This is a genomic window from Ruegeria sp. HKCCD6426 (genome assembly GCF_057221115.1).
The window spans coordinates 69,275-82,967 of record NZ_JBWVBF010000010.1 but is presented as its reverse complement, the minus strand read 5'-3'; the positions used below and the strand labels follow the sequence as shown (position 1 = coordinate 82,967).

14 protein-coding genes and 1 riboswitch are annotated in these 13,693 nt (G+C 54.0%); of the genes, 7 read left to right on the top strand and 7 right to left on the bottom strand.

Annotated elements, in window-relative coordinates:
* Window positions 1–2 precede the first annotated feature (2 nt).
* The 4 genes from AC2TDA_RS21475 to AC2TDA_RS21460 all read left to right on the top strand — a co-directional run bounded on the left by AC2TDA_RS21475 (window position 3) and on the right by AC2TDA_RS21460 (window position 6,153).
* Window positions 3–2,963 (top strand): type I restriction endonuclease subunit R, encoded by a 2,961-nt coding sequence (locus AC2TDA_RS21475; RefSeq protein WP_480880910.1) that lies wholly within the window; start codon window positions 3–5, stop codon window positions 2,961–2,963.
* A gap of 457 nt (window positions 2,964–3,420) precedes the next feature.
* Window positions 3,421–3,771: a hypothetical protein gene (locus AC2TDA_RS21470; protein ID WP_480880911.1), complete on the top strand. Its 351-nt coding sequence runs from the start codon at window positions 3,421–3,423 to the stop codon at window positions 3,769–3,771.
* A gap of 1 nt (window position 3,772) precedes the next feature.
* Window positions 3,773–4,297 (top strand): type II TA system antitoxin MqsA family protein, encoded by a 525-nt coding sequence (locus AC2TDA_RS21465; protein WP_480880913.1) that lies wholly within the window; start codon window positions 3,773–3,775, stop codon window positions 4,295–4,297.
* Window positions 4,297–6,153: a KGGVGR-motif variant AAA ATPase gene (locus tag AC2TDA_RS21460; RefSeq protein ID WP_480880916.1), complete on the top strand. Its 1,857-nt coding sequence runs from the start codon at window positions 4,297–4,299 to the stop codon at window positions 6,151–6,153. Before AC2TDA_RS21465 ends, AC2TDA_RS21460 begins: the two co-directional genes overlap by 1 nt.
* 299 nt (window positions 6,154–6,452) lie before the next feature.
* On the opposite strand, the gene AC2TDA_RS21455 is transcribed toward AC2TDA_RS21460, so the two are convergent.
* The 5 genes from AC2TDA_RS21455 to AC2TDA_RS21435 all read right to left on the bottom strand — a co-directional run bounded on the left by AC2TDA_RS21455 (window position 6,453) and on the right by AC2TDA_RS21435 (window position 9,051).
* Window positions 6,453–6,920: a hypothetical protein gene (locus tag AC2TDA_RS21455; protein WP_480880918.1), complete on the bottom strand. Its 468-nt coding sequence runs from the start codon at window positions 6,918–6,920 to the stop codon at window positions 6,453–6,455.
* Window positions 6,913–7,398, bottom strand: a complete 486-nt coding sequence (locus tag AC2TDA_RS21450; protein ID WP_480880920.1) for a DUF5681 domain-containing protein — start codon at window positions 7,396–7,398, stop codon at window positions 6,913–6,915. The genes AC2TDA_RS21455 and AC2TDA_RS21450 overlap by 8 nt, the downstream gene beginning before the upstream one ends.
* A gap of 532 nt (window positions 7,399–7,930) precedes the next feature.
* On the bottom strand, window positions 7,931–8,215 hold the full coding sequence (locus AC2TDA_RS21445; protein WP_480745371.1) for an HTH domain-containing protein: 285 nt from the start codon (window positions 8,213–8,215) through the stop codon (window positions 7,931–7,933).
* Window positions 8,216–8,416: 201 nt separating this feature from the next.
* Window positions 8,417–8,848 (bottom strand): hypothetical protein, encoded by a 432-nt coding sequence (locus tag AC2TDA_RS21440; RefSeq protein ID WP_480880922.1) that lies wholly within the window; start codon window positions 8,846–8,848, stop codon window positions 8,417–8,419.
* Complete coding sequence (locus tag AC2TDA_RS21435; RefSeq protein WP_480880924.1) at window positions 8,848–9,051, bottom strand: excisionase family DNA-binding protein; 204 nt, start codon at window positions 9,049–9,051, stop codon at window positions 8,848–8,850. Before AC2TDA_RS21435 ends, AC2TDA_RS21440 begins: the two co-directional genes overlap by 1 nt.
* Window positions 9,052–9,764: 713 nt before the next feature.
* Between AC2TDA_RS21435 and AC2TDA_RS21430 the strand changes: the two genes are divergently transcribed.
* Window positions 9,765–10,904, top strand: coding sequence for a tyrosine-type recombinase/integrase (locus tag AC2TDA_RS21430; protein ID WP_480880926.1), 1,140 nt, complete (start codon window positions 9,765–9,767; stop codon window positions 10,902–10,904).
* Window positions 10,905–11,265: 361 nt separating this feature from the next.
* Here AC2TDA_RS21430 and AC2TDA_RS21425 read toward each other — a convergent pair whose 3' ends face one another.
* Complete coding sequence (locus AC2TDA_RS21425; RefSeq protein ID WP_480880928.1) at window positions 11,266–11,391, bottom strand: hypothetical protein; 126 nt, start codon at window positions 11,389–11,391, stop codon at window positions 11,266–11,268.
* On the opposite strand from AC2TDA_RS21425, the gene AC2TDA_RS21420 reads away from it, so the two are divergent.
* Complete coding sequence (locus AC2TDA_RS21420; RefSeq protein WP_480881009.1) at window positions 11,390–12,022, top strand: tyrosine-type recombinase/integrase; 633 nt, start codon at window positions 11,390–11,392, stop codon at window positions 12,020–12,022. The two genes, AC2TDA_RS21425 and AC2TDA_RS21420, sit on opposite strands and share 2 nt — an antisense overlap.
* Here AC2TDA_RS21420 and AC2TDA_RS21415 read toward each other — a convergent pair.
* On the bottom strand, window positions 11,916–12,872 hold the full coding sequence (locus tag AC2TDA_RS21415; protein WP_480880930.1) for an NAD(P)-dependent oxidoreductase: 957 nt from the start codon (window positions 12,870–12,872) through the stop codon (window positions 11,916–11,918). The two genes, AC2TDA_RS21420 and AC2TDA_RS21415, sit on opposite strands and share 107 nt — an antisense overlap.
* Before the next feature lie 147 nt (window positions 12,873–13,019).
* Window positions 13,020–13,224, top strand: a riboswitch (cobalamin riboswitch).
* A gap of 83 nt (window positions 13,225–13,307) precedes the next feature.
* Between AC2TDA_RS21415 and AC2TDA_RS21410 the strand changes: the two genes are divergently transcribed.
* On the top strand, window positions 13,308–13,691 hold the full coding sequence (locus AC2TDA_RS21410) for a DUF1636 family protein (protein WP_480880932.1): 384 nt from the start codon (window positions 13,308–13,310) through the stop codon (window positions 13,689–13,691).
* The last annotated feature ends 2 nt before the right edge of the window (window positions 13,692–13,693 follow it).

Genomic DNA, 13,693 nt, shown 5'->3' with positions numbered 1-13,693 from the left:
TCGTGTCATTCAACGAAGCCAACACCGTAGAAGCCTTCATCCGTGACCGCCTCGCGGGCAGCACCGGTTCATCCACCGCCGCCCCTGGCCTCGCCCGGCAGGGTGGCGCAATCTCAGGCCTCGGCTGGCATTTCGTCGGCCCCGCCGACCTTCCGCGCCAGTCGCAGGAGGCGCTGGTCGAGCCCTATCTGCACGACGCCCTGATCCGCCTGAACCCCGACATCGCCGCCAACCCGTCCCGCGTGGACGATGTGCTCTACCGCCTGCGCGCCATTGTCATGAGCGCGCGCTCGGACGGGCTGGTGAAGGCGAACGAGGAATTCGCTGCCTGGATGCTCGGCGAACGCTCCATGCCCTTCGGCGCGGATGGCCAGCACGTCACCATCCGGCTGATCGACTTCGACGACATCGAGAACAACAGCTTTGTCGTCACCCAGCAGTTCACCTTCCGCGCCGGCAAGACCGAGAAACGCCCAGACCTGATGCTGCTGGTCAACGGCCTGCCGCTCGTCCTGATTGAGGCCAAGACGCCGGTCCGCTCCAGCCAAAGTTGGCTTGATGGCGCGTTGCAGGTCCATGACGATTACGAGCAGAACGTTCCAGAGCTGTTCGTGCCGAACGTCTTCTCGGTCGCCACCGAGGGGAAGGAATACCGCTACGGCTCTGTCCGCATGCCCGTCGATCTCTGGGGTCCTTGGCGCACCGATGACGATGTTCTGCAATCGATGGGAGAGGTTGAGAAGGCCGTTACCGACATGTTGCGCCCGGCCATGGTGCTGGACCTGCTCGCCAACTTCACCGCCTTCGCCACGCAGAAGGGCAAGCAACGCATCAAGATCATCGCCCGCTACCAGCAGGTCGAAGGCGTCAACAAGATCGTCGAACGCGTCGTCGCCGGACAGGTGCGCAAGGGTCTGATTTGGCACTTTCAGGGCTCCGGCAAATCGCTTTTGATGCTGTTCGCCTCCAAGAAGCTGCGTCTGCACCCGGCGCTGAAGAACCCGACAGTGCTGGTGGTCGTCGACCGCATCGACCTCGACAGTCAGATCGCCGGCACCTTCTATGCCGCCGACATGGCCAACCTGGTGCGCACCGACAGCCGCAAGGAGCTGTCCGACCTGCTGGCCAAGGACGTGCGCAAGGTAGTCATCACCACGATCCACAAGTTTGCCGAGGCGGACGGCGTGCTGAATGACCGTGACAACATCATCGTCATGGTCGATGAGGCGCACCGGACGCAGGAAGGCGACCTCGGCCGCAAGATGCGCGAGGCGCTGCCGAACGCATTCCTGTTCGGATTGACGGGGACTCCCATCAACCGCGCCAATCGCAACACCTTCTATGCCTTCGGTTCGGAGATCGACGAGAACGGCTACATGAGCCGCTACGGGCTAAACGACTCGATCCGCGACGGTGCTACCAAGGAGCTGCATTTCGAGCCGCGGTTGGTGGATCTGCACATCGATCAGCAGGCGATCGAAGCAGCCTATGCCGAGCTGACCGAGGGGCTGACGGACGAGGACAAGGACAAGCTCGGCCGCGCCGCTGCCAAGATGTCGATCCTGGTGAAAGCGCCGGAGCGCATCAGCGCGATCTGCGCTGACATCGCGCAGCAATTCCAGGCGAAGGTGCAGCCGAACGGTTTCGGCGCGCAGTTGGTTACATTCGACCGTGAGAGCTGCCTCCTTTACAAGAACGAACTCGACAAACACCTGCCGCCGGAGACCTCCGATATCGTCATATCGGTGAATAGCGGTGAGCCTGAATACGCAGACTACAAACGCGACCGGGATGCCGAGGAAAAGCTGCTCGACCGCTTCCGGGACCCAAAAGACCCGCTTAAGATCATCATCGTCACATCGAAGCTGCTGACCGGCTTCGACGCGCCGATCCTGCAAACGATGTACCTGGACAAGCCGCTTCGTGACCACACGCTGCTACAGGCGATCTGCCGGACGAACCGCCCTTATAGCGAGCAGAAGACGCACGGTTTGATCGTCGACTACCTCGGGATCTTCGACGACGTCGCACAGGCATTGAAGTTCGATGAGAAGGGCGTCCAAAAGGCCGTCTCCGACATCGCCGAACTGGCCGCGATGCTTCCGTCCGCGATCCAGAAGTGCCTCGAGTACTTTGCCGGCGTAGACCGCACTCTCATCGGTTATGAGGGGCTCATTGCAGCACAGGACTGCTTGCCGAATGACGAGCGCCGTGACGCCTTCGCATCGGACTTCAGCGTGCTGAGCCGCATCTGGGAGGCGCTCTCGCCGGACCCAGTGTTGACGCCCCACGAGAAGGACTATCGCTGGCTGGCGCAGGTCTACGAGTCGCTCAAACCGTCTACCGGCACGGGTCGATTGTTATGGCACCGGCTCGGCGCAAAGACTATCGAGTTGATCCACGAGAACGTCCACGTCGATGCAGTGCGGGACGATCTCGACAAGCTAGTGATGGATGCAGAACTGCTCGAGGCTGTTCTTGGCAACCCGGACCCCGAGAAGAAAGCCAAGGAGATCTCAGTCAAGCTGACAGGCCGATTAAGAAAGCACGCCGGGAACCCGAACTACAAAGCGCTGGCCGAGCGTCTGGAAGACCTGAAGAACCGGCACCAGCAGGGCCTGCTGCTCAGCATCGACTTTCTGAAAGAGCTGCTCGCGCTCGCCAAGGACGTCGTGATGATGGAGCGCGAGACCCCGTTCAAAGACGAGATGGACCGCGGCAAGGCAGCGCTCACCGAACTCTTCGAGGAGGCGAAGACCGGAGAAACGCCGATCATGGTAAAGCGAGTCGTGGACGACATCGACGAGATCGTCCGGGCCGTGCGCTTTGATGGTTGGCAGGCCACCCATGCAGGCGAGCGTGAGGTGAAGAAGGCGCTCAGGCAGACCCTCTTCAAGTACAAGCTCCACCAGGACGCAGAGATGTTTGAGCGTGCTTACGGCTACATCCGAGAGTATTATTGAGCAGTATCAATCTATGAAATCAAACTGGGTTGCGCGACAGCAGCAACTGTATGGCTGTTGAGTGTCGCGATGCTCGCCTTACCACAGCAACGCTGGAACCTATGGTCCGCAGCCTCCTACAAAGGTTATGGTGCCAGAGTGTCGAGCTCTTTCGGCCTAGAGGATATCCGGAGAAGGCCCTGAGATATCAGAAGAAGATGTGATGGAATCATATGACGACCTGCTTTCCAGCATAGGGCTGGACACAATACAGGCGAATGAGCAACGACCGATAACCTAATGTTTTCTCACACGAAAAAGAACGTCAATTCGCCCATAAATAAAGTAATTGCACTCTCTTTTCTTGTTAGAGATGTTTTCTGAATAGTTAAAACTCAGAGCAAAGAATGCAGTTGACATCCAAGAAGGTCGGTATCATATGATACCAGAGAACATCTCAGCGAACGAGCATTTTGGAATGGCAGTGCCTGACGAAATACGCAAGCAACTCGCCAGACTATGCCGTTCGACCCGGACACGGACGGAAACTTGGACGAGAAAGAGGCCAAACCGATGGTCGCCGGAAACCATTTGCGTACCGGGCACAATTGACGCGTTTACCAACGCGGGAGCTTGGGAGTTCATTGCTCAATGCCTAGATGACGGCGTTGATGTCGAAGTTATGACGCTGGAAAAGCCGCCTGGAAAAACGGGGTATGTGATGCTTGTTCCGGGAAACCACAATGAAAGCATCTACATCAAGCTGGAGATCGCAGAAAACAAGGTATTTGGTCGTAGCTTTCACGTAAGTGAGAAAAGGAACTACTGATATGGATAATGCACTTAATGGACCTGCAATACCCACTCAGGTTTGTGAGATTTGCGGCGCAGATGGCGCTGCGATTTCCATGGTAGATCATGAATTTGACTATAGAGTCGGGGATAGACTGGTAACCTTGAATGTACGCGTACCAGTGGTCGAATGCGATTCTTGTGATGACGGATACTTTGCAGAAGGCGCCGAAACAATAAAGCACGAGGCTGTCTGTAATTATCTGGGAAGGCTCACACCCAAGGAGATATCAGGACTGCGCGAACAACTGGGTATGTCGCAAGCTCAATTTGCGAGGCACACAGGAATTGGCGTCGCGTCAATCAAACGCTGGGAAACTGGCATAGTGATTCAGGGGCAAGCCTTTGACAACCAACTTCGGGCCCTAATGGAAGACTTGGTTGTCAGGAATGCTCAGTCTTGGACCTCGGTCTTCCGCACAGAGATTTCTGAAGCAACACGCCAGAGAGCACGCAGCTTTTCCCTAAGACCAAGCCACAGTAGAAAACTCGAGGCCGCATAATGTACATCGTAACATTCTACTCCTACAAAGGGGGAGTCGGTAGAACATTGGCTCTGGTCAACATTGCCGCGATGCTTGCTGAATCTGGTAGAAAAGTGCTCGCGGTTGACTTTGATCTAGAAGCCCCCAGCCTGCCTAGTTTTGATATATTTCAGAATGCCCAGAACTCGCAAGGGTTGGTGGACTACGTTTCGTCGTATCGCAACACTGGTATCGCTCCGAACTGTGAAGAGTTCATCGTTGAATGTGATGTCAAAAATAACCCGATTTGGGTGATGCCAGCAGGACGCCATTCTGATGACAGCTATACAGAAGACTTAAATTCCATTGACTGGAGCACCCTGTACGAAAAGCAAGACGGCTATCTCTTCTTTGAAGACATGAAGCAACAGTGGGCACAATACAAAGGACATGGATTTGACTACGTCCTCATTGATAGCAGGACCGGACACACTGATGTTGGAGGTATTTGCACGCGCCATCTACCTGATGCCGTGAGTATTATGTTTTTGCCAAATGATTCCAATATCACAGGCCTAACTCCAATTGTGAAAAGCATTCGCGATGAAAACCATCGTAGGCACTCAAAAATTGACCTGCACATTACTCCCACGAACGTTCCAGACTTGGACGACGAGAAAGGAATACTGGCGGAACTACTTCATGATGCCTCGGAAAAACTGAACAAAAGCCAAGAATTCTCAACCACAATTCACCACTATCAAAGTCTTGATATTCTCTCAAAGAGCCCTTTTTCGATTGCTCGACCAAATTCCAAACTATCGCGGGAGCTGGATGAACTGCGACTTAAGATCGTTGGCAGAAATTTAGCAGATCGAGAAGGAGCTCTTTACACTCTTAGCTTAGTTCCTTCCGAACTAGATACTGCAAGGCAACAAGGAAATGTAGAGAAACGCGAACGACTGCATGAACAAACACGCAATATTTTGTTCCTTCACCCTAATGACGGGGAAGTAGGATTTTTGGCAGCTCAAGCATTCGACGCTCTTGGCGATCAGTCCGAAGAGATCGAAGCGCTCAGCATTGCTATTGATTGTGGCCACGAGGTTGATAGGGCGCTCCTGATCCGAGGAGTAAAATCCCTATCATCCTCCGATAGCACTAGGGACTCTTTAGCTGACTTGGTAGCGGTATTGCGGTCAAAGACGGCAACTGTCTTCGAACTCATTCCTGCAATTCAAGTTTTGAAAGAGCTTTCTGACGAATGGTTGGCAGCTGTAGCGGTCGCCCTAGATCGTCCAGACGAGCAATTCGCCATATTGCTGTCAGTTGTTTCGAATCTAATGTCGTGGCGCGAAGCGACACCACTTTGTGCCCAGCGACTTTTGGCGCTGTCCAACTTCAGCGGAATGCCGACCGATCAGAGAACACAAGTTCGCAACTACGCTGTTTTGTGCTTAGTCGCCTCTGGGCAATTCCATCAAGCACTTGAGTATATTGATAAGTTCTCCACCTCTGACCCATCCGAATACGTGGTTGAGAACCTGTTTAATCGCGCTATGGCAACGTGGGCTATTGACGGAGAACCGCCCATTGAACTCTTGCAAAACATTATCGAGCGAGCAGAATCTCACAACTCAAACCTGTCTGTTAATGCAAGACAATGTCTAGGCTTGGCTCAAATGGCACTGGGCGCACATGACGAAGCCATAGAGCAAATTTCAATTGCAGAACAACTGCTTAAACCTGGAGAAACTGCATTTAGCTGCTGGACTTACTTAAATACGCCAAGTGAGGAGCTCACCCAACAGCTACAAGAAATGAGGACGCTTGCGAACGAAGGAAGCAAGGTCACCCCACCCTTCATGCGGGTCGAAGAAAACCACTTAGAATAAATCAACCTTCTAGCTCCGCCACTTGCGGTGATTGTTACTAGACAAGTAACCCAATCGTAACTAGGTTCCGTTAGAACGACGAAACACTTCTTGGAGTACTGAGATGATCTTTCATCCTGGTTCAGACGAGTAATATTGTCGAACTTTTTTGAAGCTTAAGTAAGAGGCGCTGCAAATTGTAGCGCCTCTTTGTTTATCAAATAGAGAGAGTTGGAGCTCCCGCAGCGCACGCCCTGCCGTACATGGTGGAAGCGGAACTCTAAGACAGCGGTAGATTGCGGGTTTCGCTTAAGCTAGGACTACTCGGCCAGAATGCGATTGCGGATTTCCATTACCTTTGGTCGAAACGCGCGCCAAAAGATCTCGTGCCACCGCTTGCCATCGGGGCTCTGGCACCATGAACTGAGAAGCTCTTCATGCGTATGTCCGCGCGCGTTGGGTCGGCGCTGCTCGTCAGGCGTATCAGAGAGATAGGCCTCGATGACGTAGTCGTCGCGCCTGATTTCTTCCTCGGAATCAAACACCGCCGGGTCAGGTGCTTCTGCCGTCTCCGGGTCCGGCAACGGCTCGGGTTCTTTGCCGTCAGCGATTAGGTAATTGTTCTTGATTTCCTTAATGCGCGTAAGCAGTTCAAATGATCTTCGCGGGTCCGTTTTTTTTGCCCATGCCCGGCGTTCTTGTCGTTCGACCGCAGCAAGATAGTGTTCTCGCGGGATTGCTAGCCGCTTCTTCAGTCTTGCCAAGCGCGTGCTTGGATTTTCACGCACCGATCAACTCCAATCGTTTCTGCATTTCATCAAGTTCCTGATGTAATCCTTCCGTCTCTATGGCTTTCCTAGCCGCCTCGACAGTGCGCAGAAGGGTTTCTGCCTCGTCTGTCGTAATCTTGCCGGATGCTACAGCGGAAAGGACCGTATTCACCGCCTTCAGAAGGTCTTCCGGTTGTTCAATCTTCGGCATTGTCACTTGAAAGGGACGGCACTTCCGCGGCGGGAGAATGCGGTCGAGACAAAGTCGTATAGCGGTCATGTCACCCGCCGTTGCCAACTCGATGGCTTTCTTTGTGATCGCGCTAGCCTCACCATCCATCAACGCTTCCGCCGCCAGCGTGGCCTTGTTGCGCGCACCTTTGGGCCGGCCTTTAGGATTGCCGCTTTTGCCCTTCGAAAACTCTCCGCTATTTGGAGGCTTCGCCTGTTTCTGATCTGTATTTTCAGTCGCTTTGTTCATATCGGTGTCGAGCAAGATAAGGGTCAGCCAAGCTTACCCAAAATTGAACTTGAGTTCAAATTTTAGAACCCAGGGTTAACAATATCTGTCTTTATGCCCTTCCTCTCTTGTCGGGCGGCCAACTTTACCATTCCTAGGAACAAGAGCTAACGGCACACGGCGCCTGGCCGAAATCCTTCCATGACAATTATGCCTTTGGGATTGCGTGCTCATTGTGTTCGACGCTTCCATCGTCCCTTTGGGGCCAAGGCATCTCACTGTGGATCTCTGAGCCATGGTGCATTTGTCCGAATTCGCACGGGAGGGGCGAGGGGGCTGGGGGAGTGGGGTGGGTCAGGGAGTGGCTTGCCCCTCCCCCTTTCTCCCTGAAAAATTCAGGCGGAAAACCCGCCGCCTCACTCGAGGCGGACTGGGTATTGCTGTTTCCTTTATTTTTTCAGAGATAGCCTTTCCCCTATTACGGGGCGAGTTGTCCAATTTCCGGCACCAAAATGGGTGCAGACTACGGGCAAGTCGTCTTTTTACTGGGTGCAAAGTGACCCCAGGGCTAGGAACATTTCATGACCTCGATACTCGCCAGAATGTTTTTTTCATCCGGTGTAGGTACAGCCTCCATATCTTCATGAAAGACCCGAATAGCCTTCTTGTGTCGACCACCGCGCCGGTAATGCGCAGATTGGAGGATGCCTGCCTTCTCCAGCCGCTGTATATGCCTTTCGATCGTTTTTCGGTCCACACCGAACTCGTCTGCCATTCTAGCGATATTGATTACAGACCAGCGGTAACCATCGATATACAGTCGGGAATTGCGCCACCATCTGTCGAGGTTCATTAACACCATACCTCCGCCAAGGCTCCCGGCTGCTTGGCAGTAGGTATATGAGTGGTGAGAAATCCCTTCCGGATCCTTGGACTTGCTCTGCAGGAGGTATTTGGATACCATTTCTGAGCCTCGGTATCTTGCTCGATGCTGGGACCAATCAAAAGATGAACCCTCGAGAATGACCTCTCGGGGGTTCCGCGTATCAGCCTGTTAGTCAGACTTTAGCTTCTTGACCTTCTCGACATGCGCGTTGATGAAATGCCAGGCTTCGAGACTATCGATCAGGCGGTAGTATGCTTGACCCGGACCGATGTATTCGACCCTGCAACCTTCAACTAGCCCGTGTTTCCGGAGCCATAGAAGGTTGCTCTCGACAGCGCCGGTGGACATGCCCAGCGCAAGCGCCATCGCCTTGATACCTGGGGTCTTCCAGTCGTGGTTCCCAATCCCAGCCATAACCGCCTCTGGTACGTCGGCGGAGGGGTATTGGAAAAGATATTCCACTATCATGGCTCGGCGGCCAAAAGGGTTAGGGCGAGATGACAACTTCTTTGTCGATGGATCAAAGGCTGCATGATCTATATGGATCACCGGAAGCGCCACGCTGGGCTTTTTCCCGTTTTCTTGTTCCTTGTTTCCCATCAACGTTGGCCGCTTTCTTCGGCACTGCCCGCCATGTCGCAAGTCTCAAGGTCTTTGACGCATGCGGTCTCGATCCTGAGCAACCGCGGACCTACCCGACGCCCACGCAAGGTTCCATCGTGAAGCCAGCGCCGTACGGTAGCAACCGAGACCCTCAACCGAATGGCCGCTTCTTGAACCGTAAGTGTCTTTGTTTCTTTCATTTTAGGCTACTCCCTGCAATGATGTGAGACATCTTTTAGTAATATAAAACTATTACATGAGCATATTTTATGTTGCAAGTATTGTGCTCACGCCTATGATCGCTATGAGTGATCTGAAGCAATGTAGGTGTGAAGATGGGCCCCATGGGCGATCGCAAACTGGTTTTGCAGCGCATATCACGGTCAGTTGGTGAGGATGCGCGAGAACGCGCGGCCTTCTGGCATTTCGCGCAACTAGGTCTCGAGGATGACGAACCGGCGAATGAGACGGTTGCGAAACTAGCACTCTCAGAGCTAGTTGGTGAGGACGTGGACCGTCAAAAGGGCCTGCAAGTTCGGACTTTGATATCAGCCAGCTGTAAGATTTGGTTTGTCTTCTTCAAAGCATCCCTCAAATCACCGAACCCATCGGAGTGGTGGCCTGAGCGCACTGATCTACCAACTATTTCCGAAATTCCTAGCCTCATACCTAGTAAAGTACGGATGGAACTCGACACAACGGGCGTCTGGAGATTGGTTGCAAAAGATCGGATCGGACGCATTATCACCGATGGAGTTGACCAGGCGATTGCCGGGTTGCCGATACGGCGCTGTGCTTTCTGCAGTGAGATCTTCGCTCCGGCACGTCGAGACTCAAAATATTGCCGATCCGCCTGTCGCTCTTCCCACGCAACTGCTCGCCATCGTGCTGCAAAAAACAAGGCGACAGACAGGTGAGTGGACACGTCGAACGCTATGTCACGCCCAAAGGTAAAAAACGCTTCCGAGCGTCCATCAAGTCTACAACTCGAACTGGGGAACGCCAACGAGCATCAAAGTCCTTCGACAGCATTTCTGAGGCCAAGACTTGGCTAGCGGAGCAGGTCCATTTTGGCTCGCATGGCGGCAATCTCGGCAAAGGCACTCTCGGTAAATTTCTTAGAGAGTGGCTCTGTGCTAGGGAACAGTCCGGTAGTATCCGACCCAACACTCTCTCAGGCTACCGAAGTAAAATTGCGACAGCGATCCGTTCAATTGGACACGTCAGGCTCTCTGCATTGGCTGCAGAAGACATAGAGGCTTGGCTGGCCGATTTGCGCCAAAGAGGGCTTTCCGGATCAACAATTTCCCAGAGCCGCGCAATAATGCACAAGGCAATCGGTGATGCTGTACGGCGTAGGTACCTTCCATTCAACGTGGTTGACGCCGTCGAAACACCCAGTGCTCCTGCACGTCCGCGCCCCAAAGTGGACTCCATCGAAGATGCGAAACGGTTCCTTGAGGCAATGGACGCAACGAATGATGGCCCGCTTTTCCGCCTAATGGCGCATACGGGTATGCGCCGCAGCGAAGTGGGAGGATTGACATGGGGTGCTGTGGATCTTTCTCTTGGTCGTCTCTATGTCCGGCAAACGCTCATTCGGCAATCAGAGGGCGGAAGATCCGTCTGGATCTTCTGTGAGCCGAAGTCGCGTTCCTCACGGCGAACCATCCCACTGCCACCACAGGCGATCGCACTACTCCGGACTTGTCAACAACAGGTGAAGGAAAGTCGGCTCGCTGCCGGCTCAGCTTGGACAGACAACGACCTGGTTTTCTGTACACCATATGGAGAACCGTTTAATCTCGATGCTTTGTCCGCGCGCGCTCGCAGAATGCGCGAGAAGCTTGGCTTGCCTAAAGGTGTTCAAGGAGTGCATGGGCTGAGGCACCTTTTTGGGACAACGCAACATCATGTCGCAAGGACGGACATTAAGACTCTGCAAACGTTGATGGGTCATTCCCGTTCGACTACAACTCTCGATCTCTACGTTGCGGAAGATCAAGAAGCAGCTGCTGAGGCTGCTCGCAAGGCCGGCGAACTCTTTGGCTAAACTGTGTCGACCGATGGGGCCGCCACGGGGCCACAAAAAGATCGGCGAGTACACTTGTGCGCTTTCTGGGCGGATATAAAAGTTGTAAACCACTGATGATGAGCGATAATCACGTTTCTGATTGACGTGATTTGGCGCTACGATTGCTACTACTTGGATTGCAAATCCGTGTACACCGGTTCGATTCCGGTACTCGCCTCCACTACTTTTCAATGGGTTAGAAGCATTGGCAATTTCTGCCGAAGCGCATTTTACAATCCATTTTACAATTCCGTTCACGCATTGCTCTCTTTGGCCTCACTTAGAAGCGTCAAAACGTCATCAGTTTCACCCGGCGAAACCTGCGCGTAACGCTCAACCATTACCGCAGCAGTGCGTAGAGACCACCCCATGCATCCTGCAATCTGTGAGAGCGATAGACCTGCCGCAAAAGCCTCGTGGCTGCCGCACCACGGGCGTCGTAAAGCCGCAGGTCATATGCCGTCATTGATGCGCACCGTTACAGCGCTCGCAACCGCGCCATTTTCGCATTCAGCTTCTTTGCTGGCCTGCGCGCGTGTGAGATTGCAGGATTGAAGGTTAGTGATGTTTTTGATGGCAACGGTGAACCTCGTGACACAGTTTTTCTTGCGGCGGCACAAACCAAGGGTGATGAAGCTGGCACCGTTCTCGTCAGCAAAAGGCTGGGCAAAGCTCTTACTGTCTACGCAAACACCTATCTACGCCACGTTAGCAAACCTGACGCTCCATTGTTCTTCAGTGCAAAGCGTGGCAGGTTCAGCCCTCAGACGATTGTGAACCTGTTTGCCAAATTTTGCGCGGCAGGCATTAAGGGCGCTAGCTCGCATAGCGGACGCAGGCAGTTTTTGACGGAACTTACGGACAAGGGAGTGAATGTGCGGGTATCCCTCCTGAATCAACCTGCTCAGATTGTGCGGCCGCTACATTCAATACAACGGCCCACATATGTTGGTCTATGGATTACCGGCATCCGGGCAGAGCATTACACGGTTAATAAGTCACCCTGTTATTCGGGATTACCTCATACCCTGGCTCTTCGGGTTCATCATCCAGCATCTCAGGCGGGAAACCAGGTGCGCGTACGTCCAAACCAGTAACTTCTTCCAATCGTTTGATGATGTTGGGCGACAGTTCCCGTTCACCAAACCGCGCTATTCCATCCTCGAATATCTTGATCATTACCGGATTAATTTCCAACGGCACCCCAGCGCGGTCCGCGACGTCCTGAAATAGGCCAATATCTTTTTTCACAAGGTCCATAGTAAAGGAAATATCGCGCGAACCGTTCAGGATGACCTGGCTTTCCGTTTCGTGCACGAAAGAGGTTCCCGAGGAAATCTTGATCGCCTCATATGTCGTACTCAGGTCCATCCCCGCGGCCTTGGCCGTGACCAGCGCTTCGGCGCAGGTGATGAGGTTGGCAGTGGCCAGATAGTTGGTAAGCACCTTCAGAACTGAGGCCGAACCGAGGTCTCCCGTATGCAGGATGCGCCGACCCATCGTTGTCAGAAATGGCAAAATTTGCTCGAACGTATCGCGATCACAACCCGCGAAGATCGATATATTGCCGGTTGCTGCCCTGTGACACCCTCCAGAAACGGGGCAGTCAACCGCCGCACCGCCACGCGCGATCACTTGGGCACCCAGACGTTTGACTTCGGCTTCGTCGGTTGTGGACATTTCCATCCAGATTTTGCCCAGACCGACTTCGGGTAGCATCTCTTGCATGACCGCATCAGATGCGGCTGGAGAAGGCAGGCAGGTGATGACGGCATCACAGTCGCGCATCAACTGGGCTGGTCCGTCTGCGGCCTTCGCCCCATTGGCTACAGCACCTGAAACCAGATCCGAGTTCAGGTCATGCACCGTGAGATCGACCCCGTTGCGCAGCAGTGAACCCGAGAGCTTACCACCCACATTCCCCAAGCCGATAAAACCAACTTTCATTTATAAGTACTCCCCATTCGAGTTCAGCAGTTCATGGCACCACATCCATCCACGGCGCGTCATGCCGCCCAGCGACGCCGTCACGTCGCTTTTTACCCCCTTATGCACAAGATGCACGCGACTCGCTTGACAAGGCGCCCGCCCGTACCGCATGTCGCTTCCGTTGGTGTCCATTTTATGGATGAAAAGGGAATGCGTCAGCGGTCTACCGTCAAACGCAGCCGCCCCCGCGACCGTGACCGGAGAGGGTGCCCAATGCCACTGGCCTGCAGGCCGGGAAGGCGGGACATCCGACAGGGTAATCACCCTGACATCTGCAAGCCGGGAGACCTGCCAACACCCGAAGTAGAAACCGGACGGGGTGTTCCGGTGTCGGGTCCATGTCGAGACACGTGGCCCGCATGAGACCCCGTCCCCCACGAGAGGTTTGGGTGGATGAGAGACTTGAACGAGACCGCATCAGTCGAACTGCTGGTCTGCACAACCTGTCGACGCGGTGAGCCGGTCGAAGAGGACGCACAGCGACCCGGAGCGCTGTTGCACAAGGCTCTGGCTGGTGTCGAGTGGCCCGAGGGCATCACTTTGAAACCTGTCGAGTGTCTGTCGAACTGCGACCAGGGCTGCTCGATCGTCTTGCGCGGTGGGCCCGCGCGCTGGACTTTTGTCTATGAAAACCTGAACGAAGCCAACGATGTCGAAATCATCGTCGAAGGCGCAACCAAATACCTGGCCACTGAAGATGGTCTGGTGAAGTGGCGCGAACGTCCTGAACATTTCCGCAAGAACTGTGCGGCCCGTATTCCCCCGATTGGAGCCTGATG